The sequence below is a fragment of the Rubrobacter aplysinae genome (genome assembly GCF_001029505.1).
Classification (GTDB): Bacteria; Actinomycetota; Rubrobacteria; order Rubrobacterales; family Rubrobacteraceae; genus Rubrobacter_A; species Rubrobacter_A aplysinae.
The window spans coordinates 64,080-86,773 of sequence record NZ_LEKH01000012.1; the positions used below are offsets into that span (position 1 = coordinate 64,080).

The following is a 22,694-nucleotide window of genomic DNA, read 5'->3' on the forward strand; positions in this document are numbered from 1 at the left end:
CCGCCTGAAGGTCTTTCTAACCGGCCCACCGGAGACAACCGGCGCCGGGATACGGCGCCGCTCTCCCTCCGTCTCACGCCGAGGCGACCGGCTACTCTCCGGTGTTCTCCGTGTCCGGCGAGGCCCGTTTTCTCAGTGCTATGTTCAGCTCCTTTAGCTGGGCCTCGGTTACGGGGCTCGGGGCCTGCATCATCTCGTCGCGGGCGGCCTGTGTCTTGGGGAAGGCCATGACCTCGCGGATGTTTGGCTGGTCGCGCAGGACCATGATGAGACGGTCTATGCCGGGCGCGATGCCGCCGTGGGGCGGCGCGCCGTAGCGGAAGGCCTGCAGCAGCGCCCCGAACCGGCTCTCCGCATCCTCGGCCGAGATCCCTATGACGTCGAAGACCTTCTGTTGTAGCTCGGGGCGGTGGATCCTGATGCTACCCGAGGCCAGCTCGGTGCCGTTGGCGACCAGGTCGTAGAGTTGGCCGATCACCCGTAGCGGGTCGGTTTCCAGGAGCTCCAGGTCCTCGTCGCGCGGCATGGTGAACATGTGGTGCATCGGCTCGATGCGGTCCTCTTCCTCGTTGTACTCGAACAGCGGGAAGTCCGTTACCCAGCACAGCCCTAGCTCTTGGGGAGAGGCGAGATCCAACCTGTCCCGCAGGTGCAGCCGCAGCCGCGAGAGGCTCTCGAATACCACCGGCCCGGAGTCGGCGACGAAGAACATGTAGTCCCCGGCCTCCGCCCCGAGCCGCTCTCGGAGGGCACCGGCCTCTTCATCGGAGAAAAACTTGGCGATAGGGCCGGTCAGGCCGTCTTCGGTGACCTTGAGGTACGCGAGCCCCTTCGCCCCGCCCTCTGCGGCGACGGCTGTCAGGCCGTCTATCTCCTTGCGGGAGAGATCCCCGAGGTCTCCGCAGGCCAGCCCGCGAACCGCGCCGCCGGAGGAGACGGCGTTCGCGAAAACCTTGAAGTCCGAGCCGGCGACGAGGTCCGAGACGTCGGCGAGCTCCAGGCCGAAGCGGATGTCGGGCTTGTCGGTGCCGAAGCGGGTCATGGCCTCGTGGTAGGTCAGGCGCGGGAACGGGCGCTGCATGATGCGCTTGTCGGTGAGGCCCTCGACTATCTGGGCGAAGAGCTCCTCGGTGAGGGAGAGCACCTCCTCCTGGCTGGTGAAGCTCATCTCCAGGTCTAGCTGGGTGTGCTCGGGCTGGCGGTCGCCGCGCTGGTCCTCGTCTCTTAGGGCGCGGGCGATCTGGAAGTATCGCTCGAAGCCCGCGACCATGAGGATCTGCTTGAACTGCTGCGGCGACTGGGGCAGGGCGTAGAACTCGCCGGGATGCAGCCGGCTCGGCACCAGGTAGTCCCGCGCGCCCTCGGGGGTGGAGGCCGTGAGGAGTGGCGTCTCTATCTCCAGGAAGCCGCGCTCGTCCAGGAAGTCGCGCATGTATTTCACGACCCGGTGGCGGAACACGATATTGTCCCGCATCCGGTCGCGGCGCAGATCCAGGTAGCGGTACTTCAGGCGCAGAAGCTCCTCCACGTCACGCTCGCGGTCTATCTCGAACGGCGGGGTGTCGGAGGTGGAGAGTACCTGCATGGTGGAGACCTCGACCTCGACCTCACCGGTGGAGAGATCCGGGTTCTCATTGCCCTCGGGCCTGCGGGCGACCACGCCCTCCACGGCGATGGTCCACTCCGGGCGCAGGCTCTCGGCCTGGGCAAAGACGCTCTCGTTGTCGGGGTCGAAGGTGACCTGGGTAACGCCCCAGCGGTCTCTGAGGTCTATGAATATGAGGCCGCCGTGGTCCCGGCGGCGGTTTACCCAGCCGGCGAGCCTCACGCACTCTCCCACGTCCTCCGCGCCGAGCCGGGCCGCCGTGTGCGACCTGTACGGGTTCCCCGGGCCCTGCTCTGCGCCCTGCTCGCCGGGCCGCGGCGTGGCCGAGCCTCGTTCCTCGCTGTGCAAATCTACCCTCCGCTAGTCTCCGCTGGTACTCGTGAATCGTCTACGACTGCGCTGTATCCGCAATCCGGTGCAACCTACGCTCAAAGTATAGGTGAGTATAGGGTAGGCGGAATAGTCGTGCGGAGTTCGAAGCGCGGGACCGGACGGGCCCCGGGCTCCGTTGCGTGTCTCGTTGGGCCATGCTAAGTTTGCCAGCGGCCGGGACGGGGCCGAGCCTCGGGTATCCGCGCGCAGAGGGACGCAGAGGGAGGATAAGGGGAGAATAGTATCCTGGGAGATAGGGGAGATGGACAAAGCGTCGCCCGCTTTACGATAAAGCTCCTGTGGCTGGCCTGTGTGGTCCTCTTGCTCCCGGCGACGGCCACGGCCTGCGGTGGTGGGGAGGATGAGCCTTCCCCGGAGCCCACGGTGCAGGGCGCGACTACCGAGTCTACCTCCGCCGTGGCGGGCGAGCAGAGCATGGAGGACGAGCCCTTCAGCCTCATTACGCAGGATCAGGCGGTCCCGCCGGACTTCCGGGCGGCCTACGAGCGGGGGTCCCCGATAGTCGTGCAGTTCTTCGAGCAGGACGAGATGTCTTTCTATCCCCAGGGCCTCGGGGTGGACAGTATCGTGGACGGCTCCATCGGGCAACTTCAGGGGCAGTACCCGGACGTGGAGTTTTTCTCCTACGACATAGACGACCCGGGCGTGGCCGAGAATAGCGGTGAGCTCGAGCTGGGCCAGTACGGAACCCTCGCGGCGCAGCTCGGGGTGAGCCTGACGCCCTACGTCGCCCTGCTCGCCCCACGCGACGGGAACTACGCGTACGAGAGCGTGTTCGTGGGCTACGTGACCCAGCCCGTGCTCGACCAGGCGCTCGCGGATCTCGCGAACACCCGGACGACCGGGTCCGACGAGGAAGACCGGCTCGTTCTGCAGCAGGCCGAGACCGCCGGTGGCGGCCGGCTGCGATCCGTTACCATCGGCAACGACGGAAGCTCGGAGGCTTCCCTCGGCGGCTACGAGCTGACCGCCGTCAACCCCTCCACCGGCGAGGCCGATCCGGGCTCCGGGAGCGTGAGCGTGGACGGGGAGGCCGCGGTCGAGCCGGGGGACTCACTCTCGTTGGGCCGGGCCCCGGATGTCGAGGACTCGGAGGGAGAGCAGGTGGACGGGACCTTCGGCGGCGGCTCCCTGAGCCTCTCACCCGGCGACCAGCTCGCCCTCGTGGGCCCCGACGGCGCGGTCGCGGCCACCTTTACGCTCTAGCCTGGGAGCCCCGGGCCGCGGCTGACATTCTGGCGGCCTGGGTTACACTGGGACCGTTATGCAGCTTATGCAGCCCGATACCGCAAACCCGCCCGGTGTTTACCTGGATCACGCCGCCACCACGCCGCTCGATCCGGGGGTCGCCGAGGCGTTCTCACGGGCCCTACGCCTGCCGAGGGCAAACCCTTCTTCGCGCCACGCGCCGGGCGCCGCCGCGCGCCGCTTGGTAGAGGAGGCCCGGGAGGAGGCGGCGCTCTTGATCGGGGCCTCCCCGGAGGAGGTCTACTTCACCAGCGGCGGCACGGAGTCTGACGCGCTGGGGGTCATAGGCCTGGCCCGCGCGGCGGCCCGCGAGCGGGGTGCCCGTCACGTGGTCTTGTCGGCCGTCGAGCATTCGGCGGTGCGGGAGGCGGCGGCAGCCCTGGATGCCGAAGGGTTCGAGATCACCCGGCTCGGCGTGGACCGTCACGGTCTCGTCGACCCGGATGAGCTCGCGGCCGCGCTGCGGCAGGACACCGCGCTCGCGGCCGTGATGTGGGCGAACAACGAGGTCGGGACCGTGCAGCCGGTCGGCGGGCTCGCCGGGGTCTGCCGCGAGCGCGGCGTGCCGCTCCACTGCGACGCGGTACAGGCCGTCGGGCATCTGCCGGTGGACGTATCTGGTACGCCGGTCTCGACGCTGGCCTTCACGGGCCACAAGCTGTACGGGCCGTCCGGCGTCGGGGCACTGTACGTACGCGGCGGCTCCGAGGTCACCTACATCGAGCCCCTTTTGCGGGGCGGGGGCCAGGAGCGCGGGCTGCGCGGCGGCACCGAGAACGTCGCCGGGATAGCGGCGTTCGGCGAGGCGTGCCGTCTCGCCCGCGCTGAGCTTGAGGAGCGCGCCCGGCGCGAGCGGGTATTGCGGGGCCGTCTGGTCGAGGGCGTGACGGCCATCCCCGGGGTGAGGCTCAACGGCCATCCCGAGCGGCGGCTGCCGGGGAACGCGCACCTCTCGGTCGAGGGGGCGGACGCGGAGAGCGTGGTCATGATCTGCGACGCCCTGGGCTACGCCATCGGAAACGGCGCGGCCTGCTCCTCGGCGGACCAGAAAGCCTCCACGGTGCTGCTCGCGATGGGGCTGTCGGAGGCCGAGGCGTTCTCCTCGGTGCGCGTCAGCGTCGGCAAGGACAACACCCCGGAGGAGATAGACGGATTTCTGGAGGCGTTCTCCGGCGCGGTGGCGAGGCTGCGCGAGATGTCTCCACTGTACGCGGGATAGGAAGGCGTGGGAGAAATGAGCGAGGCTTACGGCCCGGAGGTACTCCGGCATCTTGTCAGCCCGGCGAACGTCGGCGAGATCGAGGACGCCGACGGAACCGGCGAGTCGGGTCATATGGCCTGCGGCGACGTCGCGAGGTTTACCGTCCGGGTCCGGGACAACGTCGTCGAGGAGGCGCGCTTCAAGGTGCAGGGCTGCGCCGCGACCATCGCCGCCGGGTCGGCGCTCGCGGGCCTCGCGAGCGGAGCGGGGATACTGGAGGCGGCGCGCATCTCGCGGTCGGACGTAGAGGACGAGCTCGGCGGGCCGCTGCCGGAGGGCAAGGAGCATGCCACGATGCTCGTCGTGGACGCCCTGCACAAGGCGTTCGAGAATCGCTGGGACCGGGTCGCCGGCGAGTCGCTGGTCGAAGGATACGGAGGGTACTAATTGGGTGAGGCTCGTAAGGACAGAAGGAATGGCAAGAGCGTGGTCGTGGCGACCAGCGGCGGGGTGGACTCGGCGGTAACCGCGCTGCTCCTCAAGGAGGCCGGCTACGACGCCGTGTGCGTCACGTTCCGGCTGCACGAGGCCGAGCCCGGCAGCCGCTCGTGCTGCTCGCCGGACACGGTGCTCTTTGCCCGGGAGACGGCGCACCGCATGGGCCTGCCGCACTTCACGCTGAACCTCGAAAGGCTCTTCAACCGGCGGGTGATGCAGGACTTCGTCGGCTCCTACGCCGCCGGAGAGACCCCGAACCCGTGCGTGGCGTGCAACGCGCACGTGAAGTTCCACGCGGCGTCTTTCGTAGCGGACCAGCTCGGCTTCGACCACGTGGCGACCGGACACTACGCCCGGGTGGAGTGGGAGGACGGTAACCCGACGCTGGCGCGGCCGGCGGACCGGGAGAAGGATCAGACCTACGTCCTGTGGCCGATACCCCGGGATCTGCTCGCCCGCACCGTGTTTCCGCTCGGCGACTACGAGAAGCCCGAGATCCGCGAGATCGCCCGCGACCGCGGCCTCTCTGTGGCAAAGACTCCCGAGAGCCAGGACATCTGCTTTATCCCGGACCGGGACTACAAGGGATTCATCCGAAAGAACATGGACCCAGAGCCGGGCGAGATCGTGGACCGCGAGGGCGAGGTGCTCGGCGGCCACGAGGGTGTCACGGACTTTACCGTCGGCCAGCGGCGGGGTATCGGTGTGTCGGCTCCGGAGCCGCTGTACGTGACCGAGGTGCAGCCTCAGACCAACCAGGTGGTCGTCGGGAAGAAGAAGGACCTCCAAAAGAGCGAGGTCCGGGTCGGCGGTATGAACTGGTTTCTCCCGCCAGAGCGGTCGGCTCAGATCCAGATCCGCTACAATAGCCCGCCCGTCGAGTGCGAGATCGAGCCGGCCGGGGCCGGGGAGTGGGTCGCCCGCCTGGATGAGCCCGTGCTCGGCGTCGCGCCGGGGCAGTCGGCGGTCTTCTATACGCCGGACGGCGGGCGCGTGGTCGGGGGTGGGGTCGTGACCCGGGAAGGGTAGTACGAGAAGGCGATCCAGAAAGGCGATCCGGAAGGGCAATACTTGGCTCTACCGGACCCGTTGCTCCCGGGTATATAATGCGGGCCGCCCACGAAGAGCCCTGGCGGCCGTGGGGAATGTTTAAGTCCGTATTCCGTATGGGCCCGGGCGGGCCCTCGTGAGTCTTTTTGGAGGTGTGGCAGGGCTTGGAAATCTTCTTGATGGTGGCAAAGGGCGGGCTATACGTGGCGCTGGCCGTGGCCTTTCTGTTGCTCGCCTGGATGCTGCTACGGCTCGCCAGGGTGTTCTCCATCACCGAACAGAGCATAAAGGAGGTCTCCGACGAGATCGTCCCGCTGGTGGGCAAGACCCACATAACGATGGACAACATCAACAGCCAGCTAACCCAGCTGGACACGGCGGTCGGCGACGTCTCGGGGATAACCGGCGAGCTGGATCAGACGACCACCGTTCTCACCAAGGGGCTGCGCAACGGCGTGATCGGGCTCTCCGCGGCGACCGCCGGCCTCTCCCGGGGCTTCGGGGCCTTCTTCGGTGGCGATGCCGAGGGTGACCCGGTTTTCCCGGAGCCGGGCGAGACGCCGGAAGACGGGCCGGACGGCCGCGAGAACCTCGAGAACCGCGAGAGGAGGGCCTAGGTTGGAGGGCTGGAAGAAGCTCGTCGCGGGCGCCCTGATAGGCGTCGCCGGGACCGTCTACGCTACGGACGAGGAGGCGCGGCGCAACCTGCCACGGTCGGCCCGCGACCTGCCGGATAACGTGCGCCGGCGCTTCAAGGATGCGGTCGCCGCCGGGCGCGAGGCCTCATCCAGAAGACGGCAGGAGATACTGAGCGACCTCGCCGGCCACGGAGGCGGGGGCGGCGTAGACCATCGGCCCCGCCGCGACGCCGGGGAGCCCGTGCCGGACCCCGCAGCCTATCCGGTCTCCCCAGAGCCCGCCGCATCCGGTGACCCTGTGGAGCGCACGGAGGACACGGAACCCACGGGGGCCACGGGGGCCACGGCGTCTGCGGGCCGTCCGCCCGCGCCGGAGGGAAGCTCGCCGGCGCTCGACGACTCCACGGAGCCCATAGACCCCGAGGATGCTAGAGAAGCCGCGGCGCAAAAGAGCCGGCCGGAAGGAGGTTAGGACTACGATCGGTACCGGAGACATGCCGCCCGAAAGCGGGGCCGAGTACACGTACTTGACGGTCCCGGACTCCGCCGAGCTGCGCTCTTGTCTAGGGGTGGTGCTCGCGGGGCTCATCACCCGCGCCGGCGTCGGGGTCGGCGGGCTCGACGAGGCGGTACAGGCTCTCGAAAAGGCCCACGCCGGAGGCGAGACTAGCTACCGCTTCGCCCTGCACGACGGCAGGATACTCGCCCAGGTCGAGCGGCGGCACCCGGGCGGCGAGGGGGAGGATGGCGACTCCGCAGAGTCCGGGGCGTCCGACGGCTCCCCCGAGACCGCAGGGTGGCTCACCCTGCTGGAGCTGGCCTCTTGAGCCCCCGCTACCGCCGCCCCGACAAGGCCAGGACGCGGCGGCTCTTGATCCGCTACCACAAGCACGGCGACCGGGAGGCGCGGGACAAGGTCATCGAGGAGCAGATGCCGCTCGTGGAGTTTCTCTCGCGCAAGTTCGCCGGTCGGGGCGAGCCGGTCGAGGATCTCGTACAGGTAGCGTCCATCGGGCTCATAAAGGCCGTTGACCGCTTCGACGTGGACCGGAACATAGAGTTCTCCACCTACGCCACGCCGAACATACTGGGTGAGATCAAGCGCTACTTCCGCGACAAGGGATGGGCGATGCGGGTGCCGCGCGGCCTGCAGGAGCTGCGGCAGTCGGCGAAGGAGGCAATCCGGGAGGAAACGGTCCGCTCCGGGCGTTCGCCGACGATCCAGGAGCTCTCACAGACCCTCGAATCGGACGAGGAGAGCGTGGCCGAGGCCCTTACGCTCGGGCGCGCCTACAACACCGCCAGCCTCGACGCCCCGGTAAACCAGGACGACTCCGAGTCGGACACCATCGTTGACCTGCAACCGGACAGGGATTCCCCGTTCGAAGGCGTGGAGGACCGGGTTCTGCTCCAGTCCGCGATGGACGAGCTAAAGGAGCAACAGCGCCAGATCCTGCTCCTGCGCTTCAACGAGGGCAAGACCCAAACCGAGATAGCGGAGCGCATAGGTGTCTCTCAGATGCACGTCTCGCGCCTGTTACGCCGCGCCGTGGACGACCTCCGCCTGGAGCTAGACCGAGTCTCCGGCGCGGGAGGCGTCCGGGAGTAGCCTCGTGGAGCCTCGTGGGGGCCGCGTGGAAAAGCCTGGCGGGAAAAGTACAATACACTACCGGTACGCGCTGGTTAGAGGCTGACGGCCTTTAGCTAGCGGGGCCGGAGAGCCCCGGGCATCACGTAGATCACGGTAATGAGACATTCAGAGAGTCGCGAAGAGGTGGAGCATAGCTAGATGCAGAGCCATGAGATAAGACGGAAGTTCCTGGAGTTTTTCCGGGAGCGGGAGCACAAAGAGTACGAGAGCTCGTCGCTGGTGCCCCACGACGACCCGACGGTGCTGCTGACCACGGCGGGGATGCAGCAGTTCATCCCGTACTTCATAGGCCGGGAGCGTCCGGCCTCCCCGCGGGCGGTCAGCGTCCAGAAGTGCTTCCGCACCTCGGACCTCGAAGAGGTCGGCGACGCCACGCACCTCACCTTCTTCGAGATGCTCGGCAACTTCTCCTTTGGCGACTACTTCAAGAAAGAGGCTGTCGAGTACGCCTGGGAGTTCCTTACGGGCACCCTGGGCCTCGAACCTGAACGGCTGTGGATCACGATCTTCGAGGGCGACGAGAACGCCCCCGAGGACGAGGACGCCAAGGAGCATTGGAAGGCCGTCGGGGTGCCGGAGGAGAAGATCTTCGGCCTCCCCAAGAGCGAGAACTGGTGGGGCCCGCCCGGCGAGAGCGGCCCGTGCGGCCCGTGCTCGGAGGTCTACTACGACTACGGCGAGGAGTACGGTCGCGGTGACCCGCACGAGGATGCGAAGTACGCCCCCGGCGGCGACGAGGGCGACGACCGCTTCATCGAGATCTGGAACCTCGTCTTCAACCAGTACGAGCAGCGCACCGACGGCACGCTGGTTCCGCTGACCCAGACCGGCATAGACACCGGGCTCGGTCTCGAACGCCTGACATCCGTGATGCAGGGCGTTGGCTCGGTGTACGAGACGGACCTGTACAGGCCGATCTTCGATAAGGTGGGCGAGTACGCCGGCGGCGAGGTCGGCGGCACCCCGGACACCGACCGCGCGCTGTACGTCCTCGCCGACCACGCCCGCGCCATGGCCTTCCTCGTCGCCGACGGCGTGAGGCCCGGCAACCAGCGCCGGGAGTACGTATTGAGGCGCATAATACGCCGCTCGACGCGGGAGGCTTACTCGCGGTTCGGCCTCGGCGCGGCCCAGGTTGCGGGGCTTGCCGGGGTGGTCGTGGAGTACATGGGGGAGGCGTATCCAGAGCTAAAGGAGTCTGAGGGGGAGATCCGGCGCATCGTCGAGGGCGAGGCCGGGCGGTTCATCCAGATCTACGACTCGGGCATGGGGCTGCTGGAGACCGAGATCGGGCGCCTCCCCGCCGGCGAGGCCTTCTCGGGGCACACGGCTTTCCTCCTGCACGACACCTACGGTTTCCCGGTGGAGGTGACGCGGGAGGTTCTGGAGGAGCGGGGCCTGGCCCTGGACGAGGCCGCCTTCGAGCAGGCGATGACCGACCAGCGCGAGCGGGCCCGCGATGCGGCCCAGGGCTACGAGAGGGCCGTCGCCGCCTTCCGGGACCAGGAGATAAACAGCCGCTTCGTCGGCTACGAGCGGGAGCAGGTCGAGACCCGGGTGCTCGCCGCCGCCCCCGTGCCGGACTCCGAAGAGGACGAGACCTACCTGGTGCTCGCGGAGAACCCGTTCTACGCTACGGGCGGCGGTCAGGTCGCGGACACCGGATGGGTGGATTCGGGCGAGGCGCAGGTCGAGGTCACGGACGTTATACCCACCGGGGACTATCAGGTGTTGCGGTGCAAGCCTGAACAGTCCGGTAATGGCGTGCTTCGGGAGGGGGAGCCGGTCACCGCCTCCATAAACCGGGTCCGGCGGCAGCAGATCGAGGCGAACCACACGGCGACCCACATCCTGCACTGGGCACTCAGGGCCAGGCTCGGTAAGGAGGTTACGCAGGCCGGGAGCTACGTGGGGCCAGACCGGCTGCGCTTCGACTACCGCTACCGGGACCGGGTTACGGACGAGGACCTCGCCGAGGTCCAGCGTCAGTGTCTGAACAAGATCACGGAGAACCAGCCGGTCCGGTACTTCACGACCACCCTGGAGGAGGCCCGCAACCTCGGGGCGATGATGCTCTTCGGCGAGAAGTACGGCGACCTCGTGCGCGTCGTGGAGATAGACGGCTTCTCGCGCGAGCTGTGCGGCGGCACCCACGTGCGGGCCAGCGCCGAGGTCGGGGCTTTCAAGATAGTCTCCAACCGCAAGCACGGCGCCGACCTGTACCGCATCGAGGTCATAACCGGCCGCGAGGCGCTCTCGTACCTGGTGGACGCCGCGGAGACGGCCGAGGGGCTCTCGGAGAGCCTGCGGGTCGAGGTTGACGGGCTGCAGGAGGCCGTCGGCGGGCTGCAGGAGGAGATACAGGCCGTCCGCAAGGAGACCCGCGAGCAGAGCCTGAAGGCCGGTCTCGAAGAGGTCGGGCAGCTCGTTGATGGCGCGCTCGCCGTGGACGGGGCGAGGGTCGTGACCGGGAAGGTCACGGCGGCGGACGTGAAGGGGCTGCGTCAGATCTCGGACGACGTCAAGAACCGGCTCGGCGGTCCCTCAGCCGTCGTGCTCGCCGCCGACGTCGGCGGAAAGGCGGTCGTGATAGCCAACCTCCATCCGGAGGTCTCGGAGAAGATCGAGGCCGGGGAGGTGGTGCGCGAGGTGTCCGGCGTCCTCGGCGGCGGTGGAGGCGGCGGCGCGACGATGGCCCAGGGCGGCGGCGGAGACGTAGAGTCCATACCCGACGCCCTCTCCCGCGTCCGTGCGGTGCTCGAAGGCCGCCTTGCGGGAGAGACCGCCGGAGGCTAGCGTACCGCAGCCGGATCAGGCCGGAGGCCGGGTGGCCGCCCTGGACCTCGGGGAGGTGCGCACCGGGGTCGCCCTCTCCGACCCCACGCGCAGCCTCGCCTCGCCGCTGGAGGTGGTCGCCAGCACGGAGATAGACGATTATCTGCGCCGCCTCGTGGACGAGGAGTTGGTGGGCGAGGTCGTCGTCGGCGTGCCGCGCACCATGTCCGGCGAGACGGGCTTCCAGGCCGGGCGTGCGCTGCGGGAGCTGGATCGCCTGAGGGAAGCCTTCCCGGAGACCAGGTTCGTGGAGTGGGACGAACGCCTGACCACGCGGCTCGCAAGCCCCGGCGGAGACGGCGGACCGGGGGGGAAGAGGCGTGGCAAGAGCACCGGGCGTAGCGAGGGGAAAGCCAGGGTGGATCACCTCGCGGCCGCTCACATGCTCCAGGAGTATCTGGACCGGAGGGCGTAGGTTGCCCCGGCACTCACCGGAGGGCGGGGATAGCCGGCTGAGGCGGCTCGGCGGGGGAGGGGAAAAGCCTCGCGGGCTCGGAGCCCGGCTGCCGCTCTTACTGCTGGCTGTGGTACTGGTGTTGGTGCTCGCGGGCGGGATACTCCTCTACAGGGCCGTGTTCGCCGCTCCCGCCGATTCTTCCGGCCCCGCTAACATAACCATAGAGGAGGGTGAGAGCCTCGGGTCGGCCGCCCGCAAGCTGGACGAAGCGGGCGTTATCGGCAACGCCACGGTCTTCGAGCTCCGGGCCCGGCTGCAGGGCGCGGGGATCGGGATCAAACCCGGCGAGTACCGCATCCGCCCCGGGGAGTCCGGGGGTGAGATCCTGACCCTCTTGACCGAGGGCGGCAAAGAACCCGCCGCCGAGGTCGCCCTGCCGGAGGGCCTTACCCTGGGCCAGACCGCCGCCCGTGTGGCCGCCCGGAGCGGCGTCTCCGAGTCCGAGTTCCGCCGGGCCGCCCGAAAGACCGGCTACGGCCACGATTTCTTGCGAGGCGCGCGGGGCACGGAGGGTTTTCTGTTCCCGAGAAAGTACGCATTCCCGCAAGGCGCGTCGGCGGAGGAGATGGTCGGTCGGATGCTGGAGCAGTACAGCCTGGAGACCAGGGAGCTGCGTTTCGGGCGGGCCGTGGAGCTACCGGACGGGGGGCGGCTTACCGAGTATGAGGCCGTGACCGTCGCCTCCCTCATAGAACGCGAGGCCGCAAGCGAGGAGGAGCGCCGGATCATAGCGTCCGTGATCTACAACCGCCTGCGGGCCGGGATGCCGCTGCAGATAGACGCAACCGTCCAGTACGCGCTCGGGGCCCCGAAGGAGAGACTCAGCCTCCGGGACCTGGAGGGGGACTCTCCGTACAACACCTACGAGCGTAAAGGACTGCCGCCCGGACCCATAGCCAGCCCCGGGCTGGACTCTATCCGGGCGGCCCTGAACCCCGCGGACACGGAGTACCTCTACTACGTCCTTGACCAGGATGGCGAGGAGCATACCTTTACCCGGGGATACGAGGAGTTCCTGGAGGCTAAGGAAAGGGCCGGTAGATAGAGTGCCGGAGAGTGTGCCGAAGACGCCGGACACGCTAAAGTGTACGGGGCGCTGTATCGAGAACCCCGCTAGACCTGATCAGACCTTAGAGAACCTGGAGACGAGATAGACCCCGTGAGCACCATACACGGCGACACCAAGCTGCTCGGCGTTATGGGTTACCCGGTATCCCACAGCCTGAGCCCCCGCATGCACAACGCCGCCTTCGAGGCCGAGGCCGCGCGGCGTGGAGGGCACGCCCAGTACACGTACGTCCCACTTCCCGTCGCCCCGGAGCTCGTGGAGGAGGCCGTGCGCGGGCTGCGAGCGCTGGGTTTCGCCGGGGCTAACGTGACCATGCCCCACAAGTCCGCCGTGCTGCCGATGATGGACGAGGTGGACAACGCCTCCCGCGTGGCGGGCGCGATGAACACCATCGTCGTCGAGCCCGGGGGGCTGCGCGGCCTCAACACCGACGGCACGGGCTTCGTCGAGGCCTGCGCCGAGGCCGGGGTGGGCTTCGGGGACCGCCGGGTGCTGCTCCTCGGGGCCGGCGGTTCCGCCGCCGCCGCCGCCGTCGCCGTGCTCGGGGAGGGGGCCGGAGCGGTGGAGGTGGTGAACCGCACCCCCGGACGGGCGGAGGAACTGCGCGAGAGGCTCTCCCACGTGACCGGCGGGGAACGGGTCTCCACCCGCCCGCAGAGCGAGGTCGAGAGGGCCGCGGACGAGGCCGACGTGGTAATAAACACCACCTACCTCGGCATGAAGGCGGAGGACCCTCTACCGCTGCCGGAGACGGCCCTGCGGGACGGGCTGGATACCTGCGACGTGGTGTACCGGGCCGGCGCGGAGACCGCGCTCGTCCAGGCGGCGCGGCGGCGCGGAGCCCTCACCGTCTCCGGCGGGCGGATGCTGCTATACCAGGGCGTTGCCTCCCAGAGAGAGTGGACCGGCCGGGAGCCCGACGTGGAGGCGATGAGCCGTGCGCTCGGGTAGCTACCTCTCGGACGCCGGGCGGGCCCGATGAGGGTGCTCGTGGCCTCCGGAAACCCGGCCACCCGTCAGGTCGTGGTCGAGGCCTTGGAAGACCTGGGTCAGGAGGCGTTGGTTGCCGCCGACGGAGACTCCGCCTGGGAGATGTTCGAAGGCGGGGAGGGCATTCGGGCCGTGATCTGCGACCAGTCGCTGGAGGGCATCGGCGGCGAGGAGCTGTGCCGGATGGTAGAGGAGTCCCGGGGTGAAGAGGTGCTCCGTCTGCTCGTCACCGAGCCCGGCGGTCCTAACGAAAACGGGAGCGAGCTACGGAATGGCGCTCACGAGCACCTGGGGAAGCCGCTAGACCCCGCCTCGCTGCAAGACAAGCTGGGCGGCCTTGAGAGCGGCCCGGCCACGTCTACCGCCGACATACCCGAAGTGCCCGAAGTGCCCGAGGAGGCCGAGGAGGGTGTCAGTCAGAAGCCCGGCGAGCCGAGGCCCGTAAGGGGGAGACGCGTCGGGGACATTCTGGTATCGCGGGGCAGGATCTCCGAGGAGCAGCTACAGAGCGCTACCGACGCGCAGCGCGGCAGCGGCCGGGAGCTTGGCGCGGTCCTGGTCGGTCTGGAGCTCGTGAGCCGGGAAGACCTCGCGCGGGCGAATGCCGAGCGGCTCGGGCTGGATTTCGTGGAGCTTTCGGAGAAGGACGTGGACCGGGGGGCGCTGGAGCTATTCTCGGAGAAGGTCCTGCGGCGGCACGGGGCGCTGCCGCTACGCATCGAGAACGGGCGGCTGATCGTCGCCATAAGCGATCCCACGGACATCAACGCCCTGGACGATCTCCGGGTGATCTCGGGGTACCGCGTCTCTCCGGTGATCGCCACCGCCGAGGAGATAGGCAAGGTGCAGACTCGGTTCTTCGCCGGCGGCGAGAGTCTATCCGGTCTGCTCAGTGACGCCGCCGGCGAAGAGGCTGAAGAGGAGTCTGACGACCTGGATCTCGGCGCGGAGGCGGACTCCGAGGACCGGCCCGTGATCCGGCTCGTCAGCTCCATCCTGCAGCAGGCCGTCTCCGACGGGGCCTCGGACATACACGTCGAGCCGCGGTCGGGCGTGGTTACGGTGCGCATGAGGGTGGACGGGGTGCTGCGCGAGATCATGTCCATCCCGCCCCGGCTGCAGGGGGGCGTTATCACGCGGCTCAAGATCATCGGCAACCTGGATATCGCCGAGCGGCGCGTGCCCCAGGACGGGCGCTTTTCGGTTAGGCTCTCTGCCAGGAAGGTGGACTTCCGGGTCGCGTCGCTACCCACGGTACACGGCGAGAAGATCGTGCTGCGCCTCATGGACACGTCGAGCGTGGAGACCAACCTTAGAAAGCTCGGCTTCGCACCGGAGATCTTCAAGGCATACGAGGAGATCTTCAACCGGCCCTACGGCGCGATACTCGTCACCGGCCCGACCGGTAGCGGCAAGTCCACGACCCTCTACGCGACGTTGAGCGAGCTGAACTCCGACGAGAAGAACATCATCACCGTCGAGGACCCGGTAGAGCTGCGGGTCGAGGGGGTGAACCAGATACAGGTCAACCCGCGCGCCGGCCTCACCTTCGCCTCGGGCCTCAGGAGCATCCTGCGCTCCGACCCGGACATAGTGATGATCGGCGAGATCCGGGACCAGGATACCGCCAAGATCTCGGTCGAGGCCGCGCTTACGGGGCACCTCGTGCTCGCCACGCTGCACACCAACAACGCCCCGGGCGCGCTCACCCGCCTCACCGAGATGGGCGTGGAGCCTTTCCTCACCTCCTCCGCGGTGGACTGCGTCATCGCCCAGCGCCTGGCCCGCAAGCTCTGTCCGCGCTGTAAGGAGCCTACGGAGGTGGATAGGGAGGTGCTGGAGGAGATGGGGTTCCCGTTCGACAAGCTCGGCGGCGAGCCCACGCTGTACAGGGCCGTGGGCTGCGAGCGTTGCGGCGGCACCGGCTACCGGGGGAGGGTCGGGATCTACGAGATGATGGTCGTCGACGAGGAGATCCGGGAGATGATCCTGCGCCGCGCCTCTGTCTCGGAGGTCTCCCGGGCCGCGGAGGAGGGGGGGATGGTGCGCCTGCGCGAGGACGGGCTGCTCAAGGCCGCCAGGGGTATGACCACCCTGGAAGAGGTACTGCGCACCGTTCTCTAGGCTCCCGGAGAACGCTAAAGTTCCGCGTCCCCCGGGACGATTACCCGTAACAGAGTCCGCAGTTATTTCTAGTGTCCTCTCGGAGCATTGGAGGGTGAATGGTAGAAGAGCACGGTCTAAGCGACTATCTCCTGGACACGCTTAACGCCGGGGCCAGCGACCTCCATCTCACGAGCGGGGTGCCGCCCATGATCCGGGACAGCGGCGAGCTGCGGCCGCTGGACTATCCGGCGCTGACCCCGAACGTGACGCGGGACATGCTGTACGAGATCCTCACCGACGAGCAGCGCACCCGCCTCGAGAGAGACTGGGAGCTCGACCTCAGCTACTCGCTACCGAAAACGGCGCGTTTCAGGGTGAACATCTACTTCCAGCGCGGCTCGATGGGCGCCGCGTTCCGCGTCGTGCCGACGGAGATAATGGGCTTCCATGAGCTGGGCCTGCCTCATGCGGTGGAGAACATGACCGACAAGCCCCGCGGTCTGGTTCTGGTCACCGGTCCCACCGGCAGCGGTAAGTCCACGACGCTGGCATCCATGATCGACCACATAAACGAGAACCGCCACGAGCACATAATGAGCGTCGAGGACCCTATAGAGTTCCTGCACTCGCACAAGGGCTGCATCGTGAACCAGCGCGAGGTTAATCAAGATACCCGCAGCTTCTCCGAGGCTCTAAAGCGCGCCCTGCGTCAGGACCCGGACGTGATCCTGGTCGGCGAGATGCGCGACCTGGAGACTATACAGCTCGCCGTGACCGCCGCCGAAACCGGGCACCTGGTCTTCGGCACTCTTCACACTCAGGATGCGCCCCAGACCGTGGACCGCATCATAGACGTGTTCCCCAGCTATCAGCAGTCACAGATCCGCACCCAGCTCGCCAACGCCCTCGAAGGGGTAATCACCCAGACCCTGATCAAGCGTCGCGACGGCGAGGGCCGGGTCGTCGCCTGTGAGGTTCTAGCCCCCACGCCCGGGGTGCGCAACCTCATCCGGGAGGGCAAGAATCATCAGATCTACTCCGCAATGCAGACCGGCTCCAAGCACGGCATGCAGACCCTCGACTCCGCTCTGGTGGACCTGGTCCGGGACGGCAAGGTCTCAAAGGAGGAGGCTGAGAAACACTCCAACGACCCCGAGGAGCTAAACCGCCTGATGGGCGGGGTCTCCGGAGGCCCGGTCCCTGCAGCCGCGGGAGCCTCTTCTGGCGCGCCGTCGGGGGGAGCGGCCTCCAGCAATGGCTCGTCGGGGGATGCCTCACGCCCGACCAGCGGTCCGGAGAGTGGCTCTCGAAAGCGCGGCGGCTTGTTCGGGACCGGCAGGTAGCCCGGGGTGCCGACCTTTACCTACAAGGCCCGCACCCGTCGCGGGGAGATAATGCAGGACATCGTCGAGGGCGAGAACCAGATGAGCGTGGCCGCCTCCCTGCGCCAGCAGGGTCTGCTCGTCATAGACGTCAAGGAGCAGGGGGTCGGGCAGAAGGACATACTGGAGCCCTTCAAGAAGGTCAAGCTGGCCGACCTGGTGGTCTTCACCCGGCAGTTCTCGACCATGATCAACGCCGGACTCCCCATAGTCCGCGCCCTGTACATCCTCTCGGAGCAGGCCACGAACCCCAAGCTCCAGGAGGTCCTCGTGCAGGTGCGCAAGGACGTCGAGGCAGGGTTCGCGCTCTCGGAGGCGCTCGGCAAGCACCCCAAGGTGTTCAACCGGCTCTACGTGGAGATGGTGAAGGCGGGCGAGGTCGGCGGTATCCTGGACGACGTGCTGCTGCGGATCGCGGGCCAGCTGGAGAAAGACCAGGAGCTCCGGCGCAAGGTCAAGAGCGCGATGACCTACCCGCTGGTGGTGCTGGTTCTCGCCGTCCTCGCGGCGGCCTTCATGCTCGTCTTTATCGTGCCGATATTCGCCAGGATGTTCGAGGATCTCGGCGGCACCCTGCCGCTCCCGACGCGGATAGCGCTCGGCCTCTCGAACCTGCTCACCGGCTTCGGCGGGATATTCATAGCGGCGGCGCTTATCGGGGGCGTATTCTTCTTCCTGCGCTGGAAGGACACCGAGAATGGACGAAAGGTGTGGGGCCGGGCGCTGCTCAAGATGCCGGTAACCATCGGCGACATCATCCAGAAAGTCGCTCTAGCCCGCTTCGCCCGTACCCTGGGCACACTATCGGCTGCGGGCGTGCCGATCCTACAGTCGCTGGAGATCACGGCAAACTCCTCTGGCAACTGGGTAATAGAGAACGCGCTCCTGAAGAGCCGGGATGCGATTCGCCAGGGCTCACCGATCTACAAGCCGTTAGAGAGCGAGCCCGTATTCCCGCCGATGGTGACGCGCATGATCTCGGTCGGCGAGGAGACCGGTGACCTGGACGGCATGCTCACCAAGATAGCCGAGTTCTACGAGTCCGAGGTGGATGCGGCGGTAAAGTCCCTGACCTCGATAATAGAGCCGCTGATGATCGTGGTCGTCGGCGGCATAGTCGGCAGCATCATCGTGGCGATGTACCTCCCGATGTTCAAGATCTTCGAGCTCATAGAGTAGCCTGTTTGCAGGCTCTTGCGGCTTTTCATCGCGCTTTGCAGTAGGTTTTAACCAGCCAAACTGTTCGATTCAGCGGAGGGAGCGGCCCGGCGGCCGTGGTTCTCGCGTAGCGAGCTACACGAGAGTACCCCCCGAGGAGCACCCGTACGAGCGCGGTTCCGAGAGCATGACAGAGCGGTTTGGTGGGATGTATGGCAATAAGTTGCGAGACTAGTCTCAGGGCGGAAAAGTTATTGAGAGTGTCCTGTAGCACGGTTCTGTGGAGCTCCAGAGGCGCTCTTCAGGGCGCGTGGCCAGGCGCGGCGAGAGGCCGTGCTCGCGCCCTGGCCTAGAGAAACTCCCGGCTATCCCAGGCCATCCCGCTCCCGGGTACGTGAGATAAAACTGGCCGGCAAGGGGCCGGGAGGTGTTAGCCGGGTACTGGCGGGGTAGGTTCGTCCTTGCCTGTAATTACACTCTGGGGATGGTGCTGGACCGTATAGCTGCCGGTAGGAGACGAGTGGGAAGTGAGTCGATGTGGAATTTTCCGACAGCGGTACGGGGCGAGAGGGAGGAGCCGGCTCAGTGACCTCAGTAACCTCCGTAAGCTCCGTGACGCTTGGGCTGGTGCCCGCGCCGGATCTCCCCGCGAAGGTGGCCTACGAGCTCGCCCCCGAGCTCCCCGCCCTCCTCGGCCGGCATATAGATCAGGCGGTCCAGTGGGAGGTGCCGGTGATCGTGGATCCTCTGACTGGCGGCGAGGAGGAGGCTCCCCAGATACTCGACGAGACCTGGAATCTCAAGCGGCGGGAGGGTTGGGACATGGCGATCTCCATTACGGACCTGCCCATGCACCGGGACGGGCGGGTGCTCGTGGCCAACGCCAGCGTGGATCGCGGGCTCGGAGGCATATCCTTGCCGGCACTGGGGGCGACGCTGCTGCGCCGCCGGGTGCGGGAGGCCGTCCTCCAGCTCGCCAGCGAGATACGCTGGGGGAGCTCGGAATCCGACCGGGACCGTCAGAAGAGGCTCCGGCATACACAGGCGGGAGACCGCGCCGGGGTCGCCGGAGAGGAGCGCCTGCGCGGCCGGGGTCCCAGACAACTCGTCGGACGGCGGCTCACCGAGCGTCTGGCTCCCATAAAGAGGGTCACGACCACCGACGAGACAGGGGTGGACGTACGCTACCTCGTCCCCGGGATGAGGGGGCACGTAAGACTCCTGTCCGGGATGGTGCTCTCCAACAACCCCTTCGCGCTCTTCGCGACGATGAAAGGGAGCCTCGTCGCGGCGTTCGCCACGGGTACCTATGCCCTGATCTTCTCCAGCGTCCGGGTACTGAGCGACTCTTTCGGTCCGCTGCGTCTTGTAGCGTTCATGATCCTGTCAATCATGGCGATAGGTTTGTGGCTCGTTATCTCCTACGGTCTGTGGGAACGCCCGTACAGCCGCAAGAGCCCGGGCCTCTCGCGACTGTACAACACCGTTACCGCGCTCACCCTGGGTGTGTCGGTGCTGTCGCTATACGCCGCGCTGTTGGTGCTGGCGTTTTTGGCGGCGATGTTTCTGGTACCCGCGGATCTGTTCCAGACGACTATAGGGCACCCGCCCAGGCTCGGCGACTACCTGAGCCTGGCCTCGGTGGTCGCTTCGCTGGCCATGATCGCCGGCTCCCTGGGTCTCCGGGTCGAAGACCGGGAGACGGTGCTCAGAGCCACCTATGGCTATCGTCAGAGGCGTCGTATCGAAGCGGGTAAGAAGGCCAAGACGAGCAGCGTGACAGGCGAAGATACACGGGGCTCTCCCGAATACCCTGAACCCTGGCGCATCCACCGGCGCAATCGGGGGCGGGGAGACCAGGGAAGCTAGACTCGGCTGGGGCGACCCTAAGCCACCCTGCCCGGGCCGGCGTCGTCCGAGCTCCGGCGGCTACGCACCCTAAAGCCCAGGATCAGGAGCAAGACGCCGAAGATTATGGCGTAGATCCCGACGAGCCACACCAGCGAAACGATGCCCACCCCCGGCAGCACCGCGAGGATGATGCCGAACAGGACGGACACGACTCCGCCCGCGATCATCGCCCACTCACCCTCTATCTCTCTGCGGAGCTCTATAGCCAGAACGATCTCGATAACGCCCGTGATGATCGCCCAGGCGGCGATCAGGTACAGCAGCGCCACCGCCGCGAGGCCGGGGAGCACAAAAGCTACCAGCCCCGCCAGTACGCCAAACACACCCTCTATCAGGAGCAACCAGCGGGGCCTCCCCCTGGAGGCTCCACCGAACACGCCGCCTATCGCGAACACGCCGTCGACCAGCATGTACGCCCCGAACAGCACGACCAGGGCGAACAGGGTAATGTCCGGCCGCAAGAGCGCCGCGAGGCCGAAGAGTAGGGCGATGGCCCCGCGAAGCGCCAGCGCCCACCACGGCCCCGCGATCCTCGAAAACGGTTGTGCGGATGATTCTCTCTCCACTGTATAGCCTCTTTCTTACGGTCTTGTGTGCCTCCGAACAATATTAACTGGTAGTGACGACGTTATTCGATAGGTGAAGCGCGCCTGGAGCTTGGCTGGTGATGATTCCGTTGACGTTCCAGAACTACCGCAGGAGGCTCGTCCTTACCGGAGAACGTCAAACAACCCGAGCGGCTGCTTTCTTTGCTGATCTACAGAGATAGCGAGGGCCCGCCGGTCATCAACCAGACCGGCGGGCCCTCGCGGCCCCGGAAAAATCTCGGGGCGGCGTTAAGCGATAGCCTGTAGAAACAGGCTGCGCTAGGTGGTGTTTAGGTGATCTAGGCGGTGTTGTTCTCGCCCTTGCTCGTCTCGTACAGGAACCACATGCGCTCCTCGGCCCCTTCGAGCACGTCTTCGAGCACGTCGCTGGTCTTGTAGTCCCGGCACCCGTCCGCGACCTCGTGGGCCGAGCGCACCTTCTGCACGATATGCCGGTTATCCTCTATGAGGCGGCGTAGCATCTCGCCCGGATGGACGTACTCCTCGTTGTCGTCCTCTATGGACTGCAGCTCGCTTATGTGAGAGATGCTGCGGATGGTGGTGCCGCCGATCTTGCGCACCCTCTCGGACATCGGGTCCACGGTCGCGAGGATCTGCTCGGCGTGCTCGTCGAGCAGCAGGTGGTAGTCCCGGAAGTGGGAGCCCGAGAGATGCCAGTGGAAGTTCTTGGTCTTCGTGTAGAGTGCGAAGGTGTCGGCTATGAGCGGGTTGACCGCCTCGGTAACCGCCTGCGCTTCGTCCGGGGATAGATCGGTCGGCGTCGCCAGCTCCTCTGGAGCCGGAAAAGTCTTTACTTGCGTCTTTTCGGCCATGGTTTCTCCTCTCTGTATTCCGGTGCCGATAACGGCACCACGTCCTCCGTAACTACCTCTTAGATTACCACTTTAAACCAAACGGACTTGGAGCGTTCTCGGCAAGTCCGCGAGTTTATCTGGGACTCGCCAAGGGCTGTAGAAGCCCATAGAAGCGCCGGATTTTGTCTGGTGGAGTCTGATGGATCGTAACGGCCGTAAGGGCCGGGTCGAGGCTCTTTACTCGGCGTTTGATCCGCGATTGACGGCGTCTGGCGCGGCGGTAAGTTAGCGGGAGAGGCTTACGCGGATAGGTAAACAGGACGCTTCCTCCGCCGGCCCGGAGGCGGGTTTATGGGCGAGGAAGCCATCGTCGTTGGAGGAGTAGGTTATGAAAAATTAGCTCTACAATACCCTGGGGTCGGTGACGGCGAGTCTTGTGCTCTTGCTGCTGGACATCTACGGTTACCCAGCTCTACCGGGGGCGGGGGCGGCCGTGTTCGCGGCTCCTGGAGCGGTGCTGACCTTTATCTGCCGTGCGATGATGGTGACCTGGCCGGTTCACGGAGGTCCCGCCTCCGGCAACGTCATCCAGCTCGTTTAGATCATAGGCTCGATAGCTGGCACCATGTAAGCCTGGACGGTCTAGCTGAATCAGCGGAGGGCGCTTACCCCTCGGGGGCTCGTGGCGGCTCATCCGAACGAGAGCCCCGGGCGGCGAGAGAGCCTGCCCGAGGAGCGGCCAAATGTAAAGTGACGGTTCCCTGACGGTTCCCTGACGGTTCCCTGACGGCTCGGGGAGTTTCCCCAGAAGGTCTTCCGTTCGGGCGGGTTGTAGCATCTAGCGTAGGAGCAGCAGGAGTCGCGGGACTAGCGGGAGTAGACTGGTGACGACACTCGGCATTGCGGACATCGGGATCTGGGGGGCGCTCCTGCTCGTCGGAGCGGGGGTGCTCTCCGGGGCGCTCAACGCGGCCGCCGGCGGGGGGTCTTTGATCTCGTTCCCCGCTCTGCTCCTCGTGGGCTACCCTCCGATACTGGCGAACGTCACCAACAACGTCGCGGCCTGGCCCGGCTACGTGGGCGGGGCGTGGGGCTATCG

General features: G+C 66.8%; 21 protein-coding genes. 18 read left to right on the top strand and 3 right to left on the bottom strand.

What is annotated here, in order from left to right:
• Positions 1 to 91: 91 nt before the first annotated feature.
• Positions 92 to 1,954, bottom strand: a complete 1,863-nt coding sequence (gene aspS / locus ABD53_RS11955; RefSeq protein ID WP_084709606.1) for an aspartate--tRNA ligase — start codon at positions 1,952 to 1,954, stop codon at positions 92 to 94.
• Positions 1,955 to 2,290: 336 nt separating this feature from the next.
• On the opposite strand from aspS, the gene ABD53_RS11960 reads away from it, so the two are divergent.
• The 16 genes from ABD53_RS11960 to ABD53_RS12035 all read left to right on the top strand — a co-directional run bounded on the left by ABD53_RS11960 (position 2,291) and on the right by ABD53_RS12035 (position 20,151).
• Complete coding sequence (locus tag ABD53_RS11960; protein ID WP_152670753.1) at positions 2,291 to 3,205, top strand: TlpA family protein disulfide reductase; 915 nt, start codon at positions 2,291 to 2,293, stop codon at positions 3,203 to 3,205.
• 67 nt (positions 3,206 to 3,272) lie between these two features.
• The gene (locus ABD53_RS11965) at positions 3,273 to 4,466 is read left to right on the top strand and encodes a cysteine desulfurase family protein (RefSeq protein WP_047866059.1); all 1,194 of its coding nucleotides are present in this window, start codon (positions 3,273 to 3,275) and stop codon (positions 4,464 to 4,466) included.
• A gap of 15 nt (positions 4,467 to 4,481) precedes the next feature.
• Positions 4,482 to 4,895, top strand: coding sequence for an iron-sulfur cluster scaffold-like protein (locus tag ABD53_RS11970; protein WP_047866032.1), 414 nt, complete (start codon positions 4,482 to 4,484; stop codon positions 4,893 to 4,895).
• Positions 4,896 to 5,975 carry a tRNA 2-thiouridine(34) synthase MnmA gene (mnmA, locus tag ABD53_RS11975; RefSeq protein WP_047866033.1) on the top strand — a complete coding sequence of 360 codons (1,080 nt, stop codon included), beginning with the start codon at positions 4,896 to 4,898 and terminating at the stop codon, positions 5,973 to 5,975.
• Between the two features lie 185 nt (positions 5,976 to 6,160).
• Entirely contained in the window at positions 6,161 to 6,613 is a 453-nt protein-coding gene (locus ABD53_RS11980; RefSeq protein WP_047866034.1) for a hypothetical protein, read from the top strand.
• A 1-nt stretch (position 6,614) separates the two neighbouring features.
• Positions 6,615 to 7,106, top strand: coding sequence for a hypothetical protein (locus tag ABD53_RS11985; protein ID WP_047866035.1), 492 nt, complete (start codon positions 6,615 to 6,617; stop codon positions 7,104 to 7,106).
• 22 nt (positions 7,107 to 7,128) lie between these two features.
• Positions 7,129 to 7,461 carry a hypothetical protein gene (locus ABD53_RS11990; RefSeq protein WP_047866036.1) on the top strand — a complete coding sequence of 111 codons (333 nt, stop codon included), beginning with the start codon at positions 7,129 to 7,131 and terminating at the stop codon, positions 7,459 to 7,461.
• Complete coding sequence (locus tag ABD53_RS11995) at positions 7,458 to 8,243, top strand: SigB/SigF/SigG family RNA polymerase sigma factor (RefSeq protein ID WP_047866037.1); 786 nt, start codon at positions 7,458 to 7,460, stop codon at positions 8,241 to 8,243. The genes ABD53_RS11990 and ABD53_RS11995 overlap by 4 nt, the downstream gene beginning before the upstream one ends.
• A 180-nt stretch (positions 8,244 to 8,423) precedes the next feature.
• Complete coding sequence (gene alaS / locus ABD53_RS12000) at positions 8,424 to 11,081, top strand: alanine--tRNA ligase (RefSeq protein ID WP_047866038.1); 2,658 nt, start codon at positions 8,424 to 8,426, stop codon at positions 11,079 to 11,081.
• Positions 11,056 to 11,535: a Holliday junction resolvase RuvX gene (gene ruvX / locus ABD53_RS12005; RefSeq protein ID WP_047866060.1), complete on the top strand. Its 480-nt coding sequence runs from the start codon at positions 11,056 to 11,058 to the stop codon at positions 11,533 to 11,535. Before alaS ends, ruvX begins: the two co-directional genes overlap by 26 nt.
• Position 11,536: 1 nt before the next feature.
• On the top strand, positions 11,537 to 12,622 hold the full coding sequence (gene mltG, locus ABD53_RS12010) for an endolytic transglycosylase MltG (RefSeq protein WP_160309688.1): 1,086 nt from the start codon (positions 11,537 to 11,539) through the stop codon (positions 12,620 to 12,622).
• A gap of 114 nt (positions 12,623 to 12,736) precedes the next feature.
• Entirely contained in the window at positions 12,737 to 13,597 is an 861-nt protein-coding gene (gene aroE, locus ABD53_RS12015; protein ID WP_084709610.1) for a shikimate dehydrogenase, read from the top strand.
• Between the two features lie 27 nt (positions 13,598 to 13,624).
• Positions 13,625 to 15,760, top strand: coding sequence for an ATPase, T2SS/T4P/T4SS family (locus ABD53_RS12020; RefSeq protein ID WP_084709611.1), 2,136 nt, complete (start codon positions 13,625 to 13,627; stop codon positions 15,758 to 15,760).
• A 98-nt stretch (positions 15,761 to 15,858) separates the two neighbouring features.
• Entirely contained in the window at positions 15,859 to 17,085 is a 1,227-nt protein-coding gene (locus ABD53_RS12025; RefSeq protein ID WP_084709612.1) for a type IV pilus twitching motility protein PilT, read from the top strand.
• Between the two features lie 6 nt (positions 17,086 to 17,091).
• Entirely contained in the window at positions 17,092 to 18,303 is a 1,212-nt protein-coding gene (locus ABD53_RS12030) for a type II secretion system F family protein (RefSeq protein ID WP_047866039.1), read from the top strand.
• Positions 18,304 to 18,867: 564 nt separating this feature from the next.
• A complete protein-coding gene (locus ABD53_RS12035; protein WP_047866040.1) occupies positions 18,868 to 20,151 on the top strand; it encodes a hypothetical protein in 1,284 nt (427 codons plus the stop codon).
• 17 nt (positions 20,152 to 20,168) lie between these two features.
• Here the strand turns inward: ABD53_RS12035 and ABD53_RS12040 are convergent, their stop codons facing one another.
• A complete protein-coding gene (locus tag ABD53_RS12040; RefSeq protein WP_047866041.1) occupies positions 20,169 to 20,759 on the bottom strand; it encodes an HdeD family acid-resistance protein in 591 nt (196 codons plus the stop codon).
• A gap of 320 nt (positions 20,760 to 21,079) precedes the next feature.
• Positions 21,080 to 21,613 carry a Dps family protein gene (locus ABD53_RS12045; RefSeq protein WP_047866042.1) on the bottom strand — a complete coding sequence of 178 codons (534 nt, stop codon included), beginning with the start codon at positions 21,611 to 21,613 and terminating at the stop codon, positions 21,080 to 21,082.
• Positions 21,614 to 22,016: 403 nt separating this feature from the next.
• Between ABD53_RS12045 and ABD53_RS17020 the strand changes: the two genes are divergently transcribed.
• Positions 22,017 to 22,196 (top strand): hypothetical protein, encoded by a 180-nt coding sequence (locus ABD53_RS17020; protein ID WP_152670756.1) that lies wholly within the window; start codon positions 22,017 to 22,019, stop codon positions 22,194 to 22,196.
• A 283-nt stretch (positions 22,197 to 22,479) separates the two neighbouring features.
• A partial coding sequence (locus tag ABD53_RS12050; RefSeq protein ID WP_047866043.1) for a TSUP family transporter occupies positions 22,480 to 22,694 on the top strand: 215 nt, incomplete at its 3' end.

Excerpts from the sequence above, each read along its gene's own strand:
- ABD53_RS11965 (WP_047866059.1), top strand. The coding sequence starts at position 3,273 with ATGCAGCCCGATACCGCAAACCCGCCCGGTGTTTACCTGGATCACGCC.
- ABD53_RS11970 (WP_047866032.1), top strand. The coding sequence starts at position 4,482 with ATGAGCGAGGCTTACGGCCCGGAGGTACTCCGGCATCTTGTCAGCCCG.
- ABD53_RS11990 (WP_047866036.1), top strand. The coding sequence starts at position 7,129 with ATGCCGCCCGAAAGCGGGGCCGAGTACACGTACTTGACGGTCCCGGAC.
- alaS (WP_047866038.1), top strand. The coding sequence starts at position 8,424 with ATGCAGAGCCATGAGATAAGACGGAAGTTCCTGGAGTTTTTCCGGGAG.
- ABD53_RS12020 (WP_084709611.1), top strand. The coding sequence starts at position 13,625 with ATGAGGGTGCTCGTGGCCTCCGGAAACCCGGCCACCCGTCAGGTCGTG.
- ABD53_RS12025 (WP_084709612.1), top strand. The coding sequence starts at position 15,859 with ATGGTAGAAGAGCACGGTCTAAGCGACTATCTCCTGGACACGCTTAAC.
- ABD53_RS12045 (WP_047866042.1), bottom strand. The coding sequence starts at position 21,613 with ATGGCCGAAAAGACGCAAGTAAAGACTTTTCCGGCTCCAGAGGAGCTG.